Genomic DNA, 15,757 nt, shown 5'->3' with positions numbered 1-15,757 from the left:
GCCGGCGGGCTTGGCAGCCCCGCGAAGAAAACCCACCAAAGGCTTCTTGGCAGGAAGACGCCGGCTCGGTATCATGAAAAGATCAAGACAAAACAGAGGGGATTGATCCGTATGAAAAACGCCTTCCTATTCGTCGATATCCAGCGGGACTTCTGCCCCGGCGGCGCTCTGGCGGTCGCCGACGGTGACAGCGTCGTCCCGGTCGCCAATCGGCTTTCAGCTCTCGCCGCCCGTCATGGCTGCCCCGCCTTCTTCAGCCGCGACTGGCACCCGGCAAACCACGTCAGCTTTGCCGCCTCAGGCGGGCCGTGGCCGCCCCACTGCGTCGCCCAAACGCCGGGCGCGCAATTCGCCGACGGGCTCACGCTTCCGCCCGAAAGCCGCGTGATCAGCAAAGGCACGTCCCCCGACCGGGACGCCTACTCGGCGTTTGACCGCACTGGCCTCGCCGAACTGATTCGCCGCACCGGCGCGGAAAGGCTCTTCGTCTGCGGGCTGGCAACCGACTACTGCGTCGCCGCCACGGTCAAAGACGCCCTGACGGAAGGGTTCGCCGTCTCGGTCGTTCAGGACGGCTGCCGGGCCGTGAACGTCTCGCCCAGCGACGGCGACCGAGCGCTGGAAGAAATGCGCCGCGCCGGCGCCCTGTTGACCGACTCGGCCGCAGTAGCGGAGCTCCTCCAATGAAGACATACCTCGCCTTCGACGCCGGCACCATGGGCACGAAAACCGCCCTGTACGACCTGTCAGGCCGCCTCTTGGCCGAAAGCTACTGGGAGAACCCAATCGCCTTTCCTCGGCCCGGCTGGGCCCAGCTCGACGTCATGACCTTCCTCGAAAACTTTCGTCACGGCGCGGCCGAATGCCTCGCCGCCTCCGGCGTCAACGGACAAACCGTCGCGGCCGTAACAGGCAGCGGCATCATCTGCGGCGTCGTCGGCGTCGACGGCGCTTTCAACCCGGTCACACCCTTCATTCCTTACTTAGACAACCGAGCCGCGCCCTTGGCGGCCCAAATGCGCCAGACCTGCCCGCCCTACTGGCAGGAAGAGTGCGGCTGCGCCCAGCTCGACGAGTTTCTGCCTCCCGTCGTCGCCCGCTGGCTCTTGAACTCGCCCGACGGCGACAAAATCCACAAAATCGTCAACAACGGCCCGTTCGTCCTGTCCCGTCTCGCCGGCCTCTCGGCCCGCGACGCGTTCATCGACTGGGCCACCCTCTCCGGCTGGATGGCCGGCTACGACGTCAGGACGCGGGACTGGTCGGCCAGACAGCTCGAAGGGCTGAACCTCCCCCGCCGCTACCTGCCCCAAATCGTCGAGCCGTGGAAAGTCGTCGGCGGCCTCTGCGAAGCCGAAGCCAGCGCCCTAGGCCTCAAACCGGGAATACCGGTTGTCGCCGGCGCCGGCGACGTCATGCAGGCCATCCTCGGCGCCGGGGCGGTCTCGCCGGGCGATGGCGTCGACATCGCCGGGACGGCGTCCATCTTCGCCCTCTCGGTCCAAGAACCCCTTGGGCCGGTCAGCGCTCGGCCGGGCTTTTACTACGCCATGGGAACCGAGCGGGACAGCTCGTTCTACTGGACCATGATCCGCGCCGGCGGCCTGTCGCTCCGGTGGTTCCGCGATCAGATCTGCTGCAAGTCCCAGGACCGGGCCTTCTACAGCCGAATGGACGACGCGGCGGCCCAAACGCCCGAAGGAAGCGACGGCGTACTCTTCTACCCGTACATACAGGGCGCCGGTCCCGACCTGCCGGGGGCGAGCGGCGTCTTCCTCGGCCTTCACGGCTCCAGCGGACGCCCCCTGCTCTGGCGGTCAATCCTCGAAGGCATCGCCTTTGAGTACCGGAAAGTCGTCGACTTTTACCGAAGCTGCGGCCTGCCTGTCCTCCGCGTCGTCGGAACCGAAGGCGGCAGCCGAAGCGACCTGTGGAGCCAAATAAAAAGCGACATGCTCGCCTGCCCGTACGTCCGCCTCTCCCGCCCTTCCGGCGGCCTGATGGCCAACGCCGCTCTGGCCGCCTTCGGCTGCGGCGACCTGTCCAGCCTCAGGGGAACGTTATCGGGCTGGAACGCGCCCCGGGACGCCGTCACACCTCGAGAGGACGTCTCGAACCTCTACAGCCGCCGTTCAGCCGAGCGGCGAAAAATACTCGCCCACCTGTCCCACATCTGGGCCCTCTGACCGACCGACAAAAGAACAGACAAAAGAAAGGAGCGCTGCCCCAAAGGGCAGCGCTCCTCTTTGTCGTTCAGTTACTTTCTCTTTCCAGCCTCGAGCGCGTCCAGACGCTTCATCATCTGCTTCATCATCTCGTTCTGCGCCTTGATCGTCTCGTTCTGCTGATTGATCGTCTCGTCCTGATGCTTCACCGTGTCTTCCAGATCGTTCACCTTCCGCAGCGCGGCCATCTCGGTGGTGCTGATTCTGACGGTCCTGCCGTCCGACCGCGTTACCGTCGGCGATGAACCGAGCCGGAACGAAGCTCCCAGCTGGAAGCTCTTCTCGTCTCCAGAAATCGCCATGCCGCCCCTAACCATAACATCCCGGTTGATGTAGTGGCTCAGGCCCAGCGCCACCGCGCTCTTGCCGCTGTAGTAGCCGTAGCCGATGCCCAGCGACGTGCGGTGCGTTTCGTCGTAGGCCATCGGAGGCACCGCAGCAAACGCCGCGGCCATGGCGCCGACGTTGTCAACCCGGCTGTCCAGCTCGTCGACCCGCCGGGCGATTCGGCCAAGGCTCTGACCTGTGCCGCCGGTTACCTTGTTGATCTCGTCTCGAACCTGACCGACCGTCGCCGCGTCGTTCTCGTCAACGCCCTTGCCCAAATTGCTGACCCGTTTGCCGCCCGCGTCGATACCGTCGCGGGTCACGCTCGGGCCGCCGGAAATCTTCAGACCGTCCTTGTCAACCGTCACCTTCGAGTTCTTTCCGTCGCCTACCGTTAATCCGTCGCCGCCGAACGACGCCTTGCCGTCGTTCGAGACGAACCGCTCGGCCTGCACGGCCCCGGAGAACTTCGGAGCGTCCGCCAGCTGAATTTCCAGTCCTCGGTCCGTTGCGACGGTCTTGACGTTCGCGCTGCTGTACGTCCCTTCCGTCTTCGCCAGCCCGTAGACTTCCAGAATCTCGCCCAGCTTGCGGTCGATGTTCTTTCCTTCGTTGGCCTTGAACGTCATCGGCTTCCCAATCTGAGACTGAACTTCGCCCTGCAGGTTTTGAATCGCCGTCTTATTAGCCGCAATAGCGTCCTTGTTGGCGGCTACCTGCTGGTTGGTGGCGTAAAGCTGCGATCCGTTGACCGCCTCCATGCTGTGCTCGCTCACGGCGCCGGCCTTGACGTTGGCAAGGGTCGTTCCTTCCTTGCCTTTCAGCGTCACTTTGCTGTTCTCCGCGGTGTCGTACTGCACCGCATTGGTGCTCACCTGCGTCACGCTGTCCTTAACTGCCGCAATCGCATCGCTAATGGTGTCCTGGCCGGTGCCACCGATGTTCGTCGACGTCAACTTTCCGTCGGTCATCGTCGCGTTGCCGCCGACGAGTACTCGGACCGACTCCATCGAATCGGTCAGCTGATTGCCAGTGACCGCGTCGTGCGAGCCGTTGCCGATGGCGCCATCCGCGACGTCGGTAATTTTCTTTCCGCCGCCGCTCAGCCCGGCCGCGGAGACGAACGTCGTACCGCCCACCGAAATGCCGCCCTCGCTCAGGTCAATTCTCGTCCCGGCGCCGGCGGCGCCTTCAGCCTGCTGAACGATCAGACCGTTAAAGACCGGCTTCGTGCGCATCTGAAGCGAAATGCCGTTCGAATTCACGATCGTCATCAGGTTTCGGCCGTCAAACTGATCCGCGTCGCCGACTCCGGTTCCAGTAATCGAAACCATCGCGCCCAGATCAAACGTCTTCTCGCCTATGTTGCCCTTAAAGCCTCGGCCCTTAGCCGTCAAGTTCTGGGAAAGGTCTGTTACAGCGGCCTGCAACTGGTCTTCCGTCGCGGCCCGGCCTGTCGTCGCCGTGCCGTTCCACGCCGTGTTCGTCAGGCCGGTAACCTGCGAGCCGTCCAAGGTCGTTGTTCCAACCTTTACCGAACCGTCGGTCCCGTTAATCGTCACAGGCTTGCCTGAGCCAATCGTCAGGACGTCGGCCAGCTTCAAGCTCAAGAGCTTCTTGTTCGTGTCAACCGACACGTTCAAGTTGCCGTCGCCCATCAGCCCAATCGTTCCGCCGTCCTTGAGCGAGAAATCGTACGAGTTTCCGGGCTTCATTTTGCCGTCCTTGTCGAACGCCTGAACGGATATCTTCGCCGCGCCCAGAGCGTCGAACTGCCTTTTGTTCACCGCGTCGGTCGGATCGACCGCGTCGCCAACACCCTTAATCGGTTTGCCGTTGGCGTTCAGGCCCGCGGCAGAGACGAAGGTCTTCATAGTTCCGTCCACGTTGAACCCGAGACCGTCTTTGAGCAACAGCGCGTCCGGCGAGTTCGAATCGCCGATGATTACCTCGTCAAACTGAGGCTTCTTCGACATCTTGACTGTCAGAGTCGGGGCATCTTCCGTTGCGTTGTTGGAAGCCACGACCGTCAGGTTCTTCTCCGAGAAGCCCCCCGTCGCCGGAACGTCGGCGCCCTTGATCGTCAGCCGGCTTCCCAGCTTCACCAAGCGGGTCGTGCTGCTGTTGTTGCCGAGGAATTCAAGTCCCGCATCGTTGATAAGCGTTGTCGCTGATTCGGCCACAGCCTTCAGCTGTTCTTCCGTCGCCGCCCGTCCCATCGTGGCAAAGGTTGGAGCCTTCAGATCCTTGTTCGCCAGGCCGGTTACTACTCCGTCCGTCCCGTTGACCGTCACCGCGCCGAGCTTCACCTTGTCGGCCAGCTTCAAGCCTAGGGTCTGCGCGGTCTTGTCGGCGGTCACGATGATGTTGTCGTCGCCTTTCAGGCCGATTCGTCCGCCGTCTTTCAGGGCAAACGAGTACTGACCGCCGGCAGCGTAGCCGGATTTGTCCATCGCGGAAACGGTGACCTGGGCGTTGTTCAGGGCGTCAAATTGCCCTTTGTTCACCGCGTCCCCGGGGTCGACCGCGTCGCCAACGTTCTTAATCGGGTTGCCGTTGGCGTTCAGGCCCGTCGGGGTGGCATATGTATTGCCGCCCACGGTCAGGCCGCCGTCGGAAATCGACGTGTTGCCAGTCGTCACGGATGTGAAGGTCGGTTTTTCGGCCATCTTGATCGTGAGAACCGGGGCGCCGGCCGCGTCCTTTCCGGACTCGACCGTCAGGTTCTTCGTCGAGTAGCTCGCGCCGCCCGCCGGGTCGCCCGCCTTGATTGCCAGCGTGCTTCCCAGCTTCACTAGGTTCGTCGTGCCGGTGTTCCCGATAAACGTCAGACCGCTGTCTTTCAGTTCGCCAGACGCGGCGACGGCGACGGCCTTGAGCTGGTCTTCCGTGGCCGCCCGGCCTGTCGTCGCTGTGCCGTTCCACGCCGTGTTCGTCAGGCCGGTTACGAATCCTTCCGCCCCGTTGACTGTCACGGGGTTAGCCGCCCCGATTTTCACCGTGTCTCTCAGCTTCACGCCCAGCGCTTGGTGCGTCGCGTCAGCCGTCACGGCGAAGTTCTCGTCGGAAAGCAGCTTGATCGTTCCGCCGTCCTTTAAGGCAAACTCATATTTTTCTCCTATAGGCTTGCCGTTTTGGTCCAGCGCCATAAAGGCGATTTTCTTGTTCGCCAGTTCGTCGAACTGCTTGAAGTTCACCGCGTCGCCTTCCTCCGTGCCTTCGGCGACGTTAGTAATCTTCTTGCTGTTGGCGTTCAGACCGGTCGGGGTCACATACGGCTTGCCGCCCACGGTCAGGCCGGCGTCGGAAATCGACGTGTTGCCAGCCGTCACGGTCGTGAAGACCGGGCTGTTGGTCATCGAGATCTTCAAGCCCGCCGGGTTCGTGCCGTTCGCCTCAGTAGCGGTGACCTTGAGGTTGGCTGACGTGTAGGTACCGCCCGTCGTCCCGTCGGCGGTCACGGCCAGGGTATTTCCCAGCTTCACCACGCCGGTCGTCGAGCTGTCGTTCCCCGTAAAGGTCAGGCCGCTATCCTTCAGTTCGCCCGAGGCGGTGCTCGCCGCGTCAGCGACGGCTTTCAGCTGGTCTTCTGTGGCTGCCCGACCGGATGTCGGCGAGCCATTCCACGTCGTGTTCGTCAGGCCGGTGATCTGCGAGCCGTCCAAGACCGTTGTTCCAACCTTCACCGAACCGTCGGTCCCGTTAATCGTCACCGGTTTCGCCGTGCCGACAGTCACCGTCTCGGCCAGTTTGAGGCCCAGAGTATTCGTGGCCTTGTCAGCCGACAGAACCAAGTTGTCGTCGAGGGCTTTCAGGCCCACCTGCCCGTTGCTCGAAAGGGCAAAGGAATAACTGCCCTTATCGCCGTCGGCCTTATCGAACGCCTTGACGGTGATCGTCGAGCCGCCCAGAGCGTCGAGCTGTTTCTTGTTGACCGCGTCGCCATCCTCCGCCGCGTCGCCGACGTTCTTAATCGGGTTGCCGTTGGCGTTCAGGCCGATCGGGCTCACATACGTCTTGCCGCCCACGCTCAAGCCGCTATTGGAAATGGACGTGCCGCCGGCCGTCACGGTCTCAGCCGTCAGAGCCTTAAAGGTCGGGCTGTCGGCCATCTTAATCGTGAGGACCGGGGCGCCGGACGCGTCCTTTCCGGCCACGACCGTCAGGTTGTCCGTCGAGTAGGTCGCGTTATTCTTCGGGTCAGAGGCCACCACGTCCACGGTGCTCCCCAGCGCGACCGCGCCGGTGGTTGAGCTACCCGCCGCGCCGTACGACGCTTTGTTGCCGTTAAACGTCAGCCCATCGGTTTTCGCCTTATCAATGGACTTCTTCACGTCCTTGAGCTGGCTCACGTTGACCGCGTCATTGTCCTTCGTCCCGGCGGCCACGTGGCCGAGGACGACGTCCTCATCCAGCAAGACCCTATTGATGTCCGTGGGGCCTGTCAGCGACAGCCTGATTTGGCCCGTAGGAACCAGATGAGCGTCCGGGTCAGTGATAGTGTCCTTTAGGCTGATGCCGTTCTCAGCCACGTCCTCCAGCCGGTAATACCCCGCCTTGTTATACGTGTTCGTGTGGTTCAGCGCCGGGTCTCGCAGCCAGACGATCCGCTTGCCATCGGCGTCGGTGAAAACGGTGGTTCCCATCGTGCCGGTCTTGGCGGCGATGGCAATTGAGCCGATGTTGTTGTACGTCCGTCCCGGGAGCTCGTACTGCGGCAATTTGATGTCGCCATTGTTCTCGTCCAACGTCATGTCGCCGCCCAGCGAGGTCAGGATCTTCTTGATCTGATAAACCGTCGCCGCCTCGGTATCGGCTTTCCCCGGCAACAGGCCGGAAATACGGCCGCCGTCGTTGATCTTCACAAGGCCAAAGACCGGGCTGTCGGACAAGGTAATCTGTAGCGTCTTCGTTTCTCCGCCGCCGGACAGCGCCGTGGAAATATTCTTGTCACCGACGACCTTCACCGTGTCGCCGGACGCGATTTTCTTCGCCGCTGAGGCTGCCGCGCCGTCCTGCAGGTTCCAGCCGGCGTCAACTTTATCCGACACGACTTTCAGCTGGTGCATGTTCACCGCGTCGCCCGGGTTCACGCCTTCCGCCACGTTGGTGATCGTCACGCCGCCAGTGGGGTTGTTCGTCGGGTCGTACTTGTTGTGCACCGTGTCGCCCAGCGTGACGGTCTTCTTTTGGTCGTTATCATAGGTCACTGCTGGAGCTGCCGCGTTCGGGTCAAGGCCAAGCTTTTTCAGCTGGCTCACGTTCACCGCGTCGTCCTCCAGCGTCCCGGCCGCGACGTTTTGGATCTTCACCGGCGTGCCGGTCGTGCCGGTGGCCGGGTTAGCTAGGGCGTAGGAAATCTTATCCAGAGAAAGCGGATTCGCCGTGATTTCCTTGGGCTGTAGCAACTTCCCACTGTTCTTATCGACTAGGTCGGTTCGCCGGAAGAAGCCGGTCTTATCTTCAGCTGGGCCGACGTTCTCCAAGTAGACCAGCCGGGTTCCGTCGCCCGAGTCCTTCTCCACTGCCACCAGCGAGCCGACCGTTCCCCGGTCGATCGCCGTCAGGGCTTCGCCCACGCTGTGGTACACCCGCGACGCCGACGTGGTGGCTGACACGAGGTATGTCGGCCTGACGAACTTGCCATCTGCTGTTATGGTGCTTTTAGCTCCGAATGACGCCGCCACCCTTTCGAGCTGTTCATAGGTCACAGCTTGGCCGTTTTCGATCGCCGGGTGTAATCCGCTGATCCGGCCGTTGCCGCTTTCGTTGATCTTGATCGACGGGCCAAACTCCGCGGAAGCATGCCCCCCGTCAAGCACGATGCCAGTCCCCGCTGCCCCAAGGGTGATTTTGTCCTTCAGGCTGACGGTGACGTTCCCGACCGCGTCGGCGACCGTGGCAATGTTTTTGTCGTCTCCCTTGACCGACAAAGTTCCGGTGGACAGGTTCACCTTGCCGTTGCCGCTGTCCCCCGCGTAGGACAGGTTGGACGACGCCGCGACCGTGTCGCTGACGGTCTTCAGCTGGTCTTTGAGGTATTTGCCGCTGACGGCTTCGCTTTCTCCCGTCCCGGCGTCCGCCGGCAGGCCGGTGATTTTGTTCGTCGTCTTGTCAATCGTCACGGTTCCGACGGTCAGTTTGTTGGTGTCCACGCCAGCCGGCGTGATGGTCGTCGTGGGCGCACCGGCCGAGCCGACTGTTACCTTGTTATCGGCATGAAGCGTCTCCGCGTTCACGCTCTTGAAGGTGGGCGCGGTGCTCATTTCTATTTTTAACGTGGAGCCGGTCACGCTGGCCCGAAGGTTGTCCGACGAGGCGTCGGCGTTCGCGGCTAAATCGCCGGTGATCGTGAGGCCTTCGCCCAGTCCGACGTCCGCTTTGCCGGTCGTGCCGGAGAAGGCAATTTTGCCCGACGCCGCAACGGCGGCCTGTTTGACCTTTTCGTTGACTGCGGACAGCTGGTCTTCTGTAGCCGCCCGGCCGGAAACGATCACGGGGTTATCGGTGTTCCAACCGGTATTCGTCAGGCCGATTATGTTTCCTTCCGTTCCGTTAACGGTCACAGGGTGGCCGCCAGAGCCGCCGATGGTGACGACGTCGTCCAGCTTAAAGGTAACTTTGCCGTTTTCAGCGACGGTGGAAATTTGGTTCGGCGTGCCGACGAAGGCGGTCCGATCGTCCAGAGCGTTTTCTCCGGTCGTGTCGCCGTCGCCGCTGTACTTGATTTTGAACTGGTCTGTTTTGAGGGCTACCTTGTACATGGTGCCGCCGGTTCCGATAGGCTCATCTGTAACAACCACTCGGCTGTCGGCGCTGGATACCTGCGTGCGGCGGCCGTCCACGTAGTTTTTCACCGTCGTCCCGGTGACGAGGTTGCCGTCCGTTGTTCCGCCAATGGTTCCGCTGCCCAGTTTCCCGGCCCACGCGGTCGGGTCAGTGATGTTGTTTCCGTTCGTTTGGGCGTAATTCGACAGGTCGATTCCCACCGTGTAGGTGGTTGATCCGGCCGCGTCCGTATCAGTCTTCATCATCAGCGGGGCGCCGGTCACGGCAACTTTCGGCAGGGCCGCCGTCTTGGCGTACGGAGCCAACGCCCCTTTCACGGTGGTTCCTGTCACCAGTCCGCCGTCGGTCGTGCCGTTAATTGTCCCTGTGCCCAGCTTTCCAGCCCACGTGGCCGGGTTTGTCACGTTGCTTCCGTTCGTCTGCGCGTAGTTCGACAGGTCAACGCTCACCGTGTAGGTCGTCGAGCCGGTGCTTCCATCCTTCGACGGATTAACCGAAACATTGGTACCCGCCGCCACCTTTGTCAACGCCTCGGTCTTGGCGTACGGAGCCAACGCCCCTTTCACGGTGGTTCCTGTCACCAGTCCGCCGTCGGTCGTGCCGTTAATTGTCCCTGTGCCCAGCTTTCCAGCCCACGTGGCCGGATTCGTGATGTTGCTTCCGTTTGTCTGCGCGTAGTTCGACAGGTCAACGTTCACCGTGTAGGTCGTCGCGCCGGTCTTGGGGTCCGACGAGGGCGACACCGACACAACGTTGCTCCCGCCGGCCACGTTCACACCGGCGGCCTTGAGCTGGGCCACGTTGACCGCGTCGGTGTCCCGGCTGCCCGCCGCCACGTTGACGATCTGACGGGTGGCTGCTGAACTGCCGACCGACAGGACGCCGGCCGTCCCCTTGGCCGTCGCCGCCACGTTTGCGGCGCTGCCGAGATACGCGGCCGAGCCGACGCCCGAAGCGTCTGAAGCAACCGAACCGGACCCCAGAGCGACGCCGCCCGACACAGTAACCGACGCGCCGCTGCCGATAGCCAGCGCGTTGTCTGCATTCTTCGTCTGAGCGCTCGGCCCGATGGCGACCGAATCAACCCCCGAGGCGCCGTTGTTGTTGTAGTTGGAACCATCCGTCTTGTTAGTGCTCGAAACGCTGAAATATCGGTTCTGAGCGGCCTCAACCGCCTCTTTTACCGTGTGGTACGTCGCGGCCCCAATCACGAAGTCAGGCGCTTGATACGTCGTGTTGTCCGACGCGTACCCTGTGTACAAGGCGCCGCCAATTGACTTTGCCAAGTTGTTGTTCACGTACTGTAGTTGCCTTACGTTGACCGCGTCGGTCGCATTCACGCCGCCGGCCACGCCGATGATTCGCCGGGGCGTCCCCTCGTTGGCGATGGCCAGCATGCCGTTCGTCGTATCATTGAGCTTCTGGTGGGTAAACGCCTCGTACTGCCCGTCAGCCACAGGCGTACTCAGCACCGTTCCCGAGCCGATGGCCAGCGAGTTATTCACGCTGGCGGATACCATCGAGTTGTAGCCGATAGCCACCGAGCCCATTGCAAGAGCCTGCGCGTTATAGCCGATCGCCGTCGAGAAGTCGGTACCGTATTGCTGCCCAGCGACCGACAGGCCGCCGACCGCCACTGACGAATTGCCGTTTGCCTGAGCGTAGTACCCAGACGCAAACGATGAAGTACCGGAGGCCTTTGACCCAAATCCAGAAGCGAAGGACATTTCTCCCATCGCCTGAGATGAGCTGCCCAAGGCAAATGAGTTCTTGCCGGAAGCTGTTGCCATCGTCCCTATGGCAACAGCGTTGTCACTTAAAGCTTGGGCCGCCCGCCCTACCGCCATGTCACCGCCCGCGGTGACTAACGAGGATGCGCCGAGGGCTATAGCATTTGCGGTAGTGTGTTGAACCCCTCTACTAATCGTGGCATTCACGCCGATAGCTATGTTGTTATACCCGGTATCAATATTGGAACCGAACCCCATGGCAATGGAGTTCTCTGCTGAACCGATAGTCGGCCTGGTTCCATTAGGGAAGCCCTCTTCGGTATTTCTCGGAGTGTTCGAATACACGATGATAGGGTGTAGACTGCCTATACCGGTAATTGTCGCCCCCAGCGCTGGGTCAGCTCCGTAAGAGCCGACGAAGGCGAACAGCCCGAGTGCGGCTGCAGAAGCCGCCCAACGGAGAGAACGCGATTTTCCTGCTGCTCTGACTTTTTTCATTATTAAACCCTCCAAAACAGAACACCTGCAGCGCTGATCGCCGCAGCTTATCTACGGGTAACGACACAAAAAGACGCCGTTTCACCTTAGCCCGAGCGAAACGCCGCAAAAAAGAGCTGATAATCCCACGACAGCCTCTTAGATCAAGACCGCAATAATTGCCCCGGTGGCCCTCCAGTCGTCCGAGAGAGACGAGACCCAGCGTCCTGAACCGTTTTTCTTGCTTCTTTCTTCGTTGGTCATCCCCCTAGATCCTGCGCCACGTCAGCGAAAACTATCAGCCAGTGGCCGTGACTTCCCTAAAGTTCATCCTCTTCGAGTTTCGCGGGTACTTATGCAAACACCGCCTTACCGGCAAAATCCACCGTCGTACAGTAGACAAAGCGCCGCCGGATTTTATAACAGTTTCAGCTCCCGATCCGACGGCCCTCTCACAAACTACACATAACTTTGTTAGTGAATTTTACTTCTTTTTCCTAACCTGTCAAATGGATTTCCTACGGGGGGACGCGTTTTTAGGATTTATCCCTAACTTTTTCCAAGTCCTTTGAAAGCTCGTCTCTTAGGCGTCAAAGGCGGCATTTGCCCCGCCGTCTGATCACATCGGCAATGGCAGCCGATTCAATAACCGCCGCGCCGTTCGGTCCGAACTCGCCATGCCATTTGAGCGGCTGAGCCGACGAAAATCGCCCTTGAAACGGGACAAAATTTTATACAGGCCGTCCGGCTTTCACGAGCCCTCTCCCGCGCCGCCGGGCCGGCCCTCCACGGGCCGCAGGGGGAAACGATTGGCCGGCAAGCAAGCCGGGGGAAACCGCCGGAGAAGCAACAGAGCTGTCCCGCTCCGCAAACGCCCGACGAGTTGATAAACGTCCTACAGGCAAAAAAGACAACAGGGCAAGAACCAAGGCCCCGCCGAACTGATGGTGAGCGAGCCGCCGTCCGAACGCGCCCCGACAAACGGGGGACGGGCATGTAAACGCTCCGCGATTTGACGAACCGGCCGCGAAGCGATAACCGCCTCACAGAGCGGCGAACCGAGCGCGGCCTGAGAGCCGAGCGCGGGCTAAGCAAACGGAGAACGGCCCGATAACCGCCCTGCAAACTGGCATGGGGCAACCGAACGAACGCCCGCGAAGGAACCGCCGTCCCTTACCGGACAAGCGAAGGGAAGACAAACGGCCAACCGCCGCGGGAGCTGACAAACCGAACGCAAGCCAATAGCCGCTGACCCGCCGAACTTCCTGACACCAAACCGACGCCCGAGCGCGGGCTTGATACGCCGACCGGGGGCCGTGCTCTCCGTCTCGCCCTCTATTCAAACGCCGACCAACGGGCAGATTGGAGCCGGGAAAAACTTCCGGCCCGGTGAATCTTCTGTGATCTGGCGGCCCGAAACCGGACTGGTGACCGAACAATGGCCCGGCGAAGGATTAGCGAGCTGGCAAGCCGAAAATGAGCTGACGACCGACCGCCGAGCTGATGAGCCGCCGCCGAGCTGGCGGGCCGTTGACGGCCCGACGAATGCCCCGTGAATTGGCGAACCGAAAACGAGCTGGCGACCGAACAATGGCCCGACGAAGGGTTAGCGAGCTGTCAAGCCGAAAACGGCCGAGCGACCGACGGGCCGACGAACCGCCGCCGAGCTGGCGGGCCTTTGACGGCCCGGCGAATGCCCCGTGAACTGGCGGCCCGAAACCGGACTGGCGACTGAACAATGGCCCGGCGAAGGGTTAGCGAGCTGGCAAGCCGAAAATGAGCTGACGACCGACCGCCGAGCGGTTATCGAGTTGCGCTGTCCCTCATGAGGCGAGGGTCTGACACGTCGGCAAGTGCCGCGCAGCGAGACGAACCGTCAGCAGATCTTGTTCGGCCGCCGCAACAGCACGCGAAGGCGTTTGCCGTTTGGCCCGTTGTTTCACTGTTCTGAGCCTTCCAAGGGCGCGCCTGCGCGCTGCCCCGGCTCTTCAAATAGCGGCGCGGCGGGGTTGCTCGGGTTGGGGTAGCCTTTCGTTTTTCCCGTCATCTCTTCCACATCAACGACAAAGACGTTCACCACTTTTTTCATCGCTTCGTCCCGGCTCATATAGTCAACGTTGCCGTCGCTGTAATGGTCTTTTAAAACGGCGACCGCGCGGCGTTTTTCTTCCAAGTCGGTCAGGAAACGGACCGTCCCGGTGCCGCAGACGCTGCGGTAAACGCACCACAGCTTACCCGGCTTGCGCGGGCGGGGCACGATCTGAACCCCGCTGAGGACGTTAAAGGCCACGCGCGGGTTTTTACGCAGCGCGTCAACCTTCCGTCCGGCCATCGCCCCGTGGACGTAAAAACGGCCGTCGCTGTAGCCGTAGTTCAGCGGAATGACATACGGCTCGCCGTCGTCTGACATCGCCAGTTCCATGTAGAGCGCCTCGCGAATGACATCTTCCATCCACTCTTTTGACAGAACTTCCCGGTCCTTTCGCCTCATCATCGGTCCCCCCTCGTTCACGAGCGCCCTGCCGCTTGCTAGCCCGCGTCGCTGGCCGAAAACAGGGCCTCTTCCACCCTGCGCCCTTGGCGGCAAAAAGCGCGTCGTCCCGTTGTTAAGTATAGCCTATTCCTTTTGAAGGCACTCTCTTCGCCCGGATTAGATCGCCAAGCGGCCCCCGGCGGGGCGATAACCACCCGCGCTCCGAAAGCCGCTTGGCAAACGACCAATGAGCTGATAAACCGCACGCGGCGGCAATCGGAGCGCTAAATTGAGCGCCGCCCGCGAACTTGAAACCGTCTTATGAGCCGCGAAAACCACAATGGGCCGCCGAAACTCCCCAGCGAGCCTATATACCGTCTGCTCCCTCATGACCGCCACCGAGCCAATAATCCGTTTGCGACGTCGCAACCGCACGCTACCGCGATAAACGTTCTGGAAGTTGGGAACAACCGCCGACCTGATAAACCGATTGCGGCCTCACAAGCGGTCACCGAGCCGATTACCGCCCGTGGCCTCGTAATCAGTCTCTGAGCAGGTGACCGTTTGCGACGTCGCCAATAGCCAGCAAGCCAGCGACAGCCTCATTGCCTCGCCCCCTTCCTGTGGCCTCACCAAAGGACAGCAAACTAGAACCCGCCGCCCTAGCTGAGAAAGCCACAACGGCCCAATAAATCGTCTTGGCCTCAAAAACCGTTCGCGCGCTCAAAAGCAAAAACGCCCTGACGTCCAGCTCGCGCCCCAACAACCAATCGCTGCCCCGATGACCACTCCGTGCACTCGTAAACAGCCACAAAGGCGGTGAACGTCTGCGCTCTCATGACCGCTCCGCGGGCCAATAAACCGTCCGCGTCCTCACCAAGAGCCGACAAGCTTATAGCCACTTCACGAGTTCGCTATTGCCCGGCGAGCCAATAATCCGTTTGCGTCCTCGCAATCAGCCAATGAACCGCTGGCGCCCCCGCCAAGGGACAGCAAACCAGCAACAACCACGCCAACCAGAGAACTTACCGTCTGCCGCACAGCTAGGTCGGCACAAAAAAGCCGCGCGAGTTGCCCCAAGCCGCCCTCGAAAGGGAAAATGTTCAACGGCCGATAAGCCCGGCCGCCTCAAAAAACGCTCTCTAACATCGAATCGTCCGACGAGCCGATAAACCTTCTGCGTCCGTCGGCTGACGAACGACCGACGGCCAAACGCCCAACGACCGAACAACTACCCCGCGGCCCCGAAAACGCTCCCCGAGCCGGTAACCACCACTCGAGCTGACAAAACTTTCTGCACCCGCCACCCGACCGCCGGGCGAACACGGCCCGAAGACCAAAAAACGCCCTGACAAACGTTCATCGCCAACGAGCCGAAGGCGAACGAACAAATACCACACGAAAAAAGGAGCCGTCAGCGGTACGGTCAGAAGGTCAGGCACAAAAAAGCCGCGCGAGTTGTCAAAGAGGATCCGCGCGGCGGTATTTTCTTCTTTTAGCTCTCATAATCTAAACGAAGAGTTCTTTTTTTATCTCAACAGGTGACTTTTCTACCTTAAATCGCCACAGAACGTTCCTCTCGAAACACGCCACGCGACAGCGAAAGCGCTAGTTCTTCTCTTTTCCGGCGTTCCCCGCACACGGGCAAGGCGACTGTCTTCGCCCCGATTTTCTCTCCGCTTTCTTTCTTCTCTTTCTCGCGACGCTTCGCGTACTGGGCGCTCTTCCCTTTCTGA

Annotated in this window: 7 protein-coding genes; 4 read left to right on the top strand and 3 right to left on the bottom strand. The window is 61.2% G+C overall.

Annotated features, from left to right (window positions below):
* Positions 1 to 111 precede the first annotated feature (111 nt).
* Positions 112 to 687 (top strand): nicotinamidase, encoded by a 576-nt coding sequence (locus HMPREF1249_RS07420; protein WP_008520110.1) that lies wholly within the window; start codon positions 112 to 114, stop codon positions 685 to 687.
* Positions 684 to 2,186, top strand: a complete 1,503-nt coding sequence (locus HMPREF1249_RS07415; protein ID WP_008520109.1) for an FGGY-family carbohydrate kinase — start codon at positions 684 to 686, stop codon at positions 2,184 to 2,186. The genes HMPREF1249_RS07420 and HMPREF1249_RS07415 overlap by 4 nt, the downstream gene beginning before the upstream one ends.
* Before the next feature lie 71 nt (positions 2,187 to 2,257).
* On the opposite strand, the gene HMPREF1249_RS07410 is transcribed toward HMPREF1249_RS07415, so the two are convergent.
* Positions 2,258 to 11,329 (bottom strand): YadA-like family protein, encoded by a 9,072-nt coding sequence (locus tag HMPREF1249_RS07410; RefSeq protein ID WP_255348315.1) that lies wholly within the window; start codon positions 11,327 to 11,329, stop codon positions 2,258 to 2,260.
* Positions 11,330 to 12,948: 1,619 nt separating this feature from the next.
* Between HMPREF1249_RS07410 and HMPREF1249_RS08000 the strand changes: the two genes are divergently transcribed.
* The gene (locus HMPREF1249_RS08000) at positions 12,949 to 13,104 is read left to right on the top strand and encodes a hypothetical protein (RefSeq protein ID WP_155801280.1); all 156 of its coding nucleotides are present in this window, start codon (positions 12,949 to 12,951) and stop codon (positions 13,102 to 13,104) included.
* Positions 13,101 to 13,283, top strand: a complete 183-nt coding sequence (locus HMPREF1249_RS07405) for a hypothetical protein (protein ID WP_008520096.1) — start codon at positions 13,101 to 13,103, stop codon at positions 13,281 to 13,283. The genes HMPREF1249_RS08000 and HMPREF1249_RS07405 overlap by 4 nt, the downstream gene beginning before the upstream one ends.
* Positions 13,284 to 13,487: 204 nt before the next feature.
* On the opposite strand, the gene HMPREF1249_RS07400 is transcribed toward HMPREF1249_RS07405, so the two are convergent.
* Together HMPREF1249_RS07400 and HMPREF1249_RS08135 are read right to left on the bottom strand one after the other, a co-directional pair.
* Entirely contained in the window at positions 13,488 to 14,042 is a 555-nt protein-coding gene (locus tag HMPREF1249_RS07400) for a pyridoxamine 5'-phosphate oxidase family protein (protein ID WP_008522502.1), read from the bottom strand.
* Between the two features lie 1,534 nt (positions 14,043 to 15,576).
* Positions 15,577 to 15,757: hypothetical protein (locus HMPREF1249_RS08135; RefSeq protein ID WP_021776107.1), on the bottom strand; the 181-nt coding region annotated here is incomplete at its 5' end.

It is taken from the genome of Jonquetella sp. BV3C21, from assembly GCF_000468895.1.
In the GTDB taxonomy this organism is placed as follows: Bacteria; Synergistota; Synergistia; order Synergistales; family Dethiosulfovibrionaceae; genus Jonquetella; species Jonquetella anthropi.
The sequence above is the reverse complement of the archived record's forward strand: the minus strand, read 5'-3'. Positions and strand labels throughout refer to the sequence as shown.

Coding starts and splice junctions, on each gene's coding strand:
- HMPREF1249_RS07420 (WP_008520110.1), top strand. CDS start 112: ATGAAAAACGCCTTCCTATTCGTCGATATCCAGCGGGACTTCTGCCCC.
- HMPREF1249_RS07415 (WP_008520109.1), top strand. CDS start 684: ATGAAGACATACCTCGCCTTCGACGCCGGCACCATGGGCACGAAAACC.
- HMPREF1249_RS07410 (WP_255348315.1), bottom strand. CDS start 11,329: ATGGGGTTCGGTTCCAATATTGATACCGGGTATAACAACATAGCTATC.
- HMPREF1249_RS07400 (WP_008522502.1), bottom strand. CDS start 14,042: ATGATGAGGCGAAAGGACCGGGAAGTTCTGTCAAAAGAGTGGATGGAA.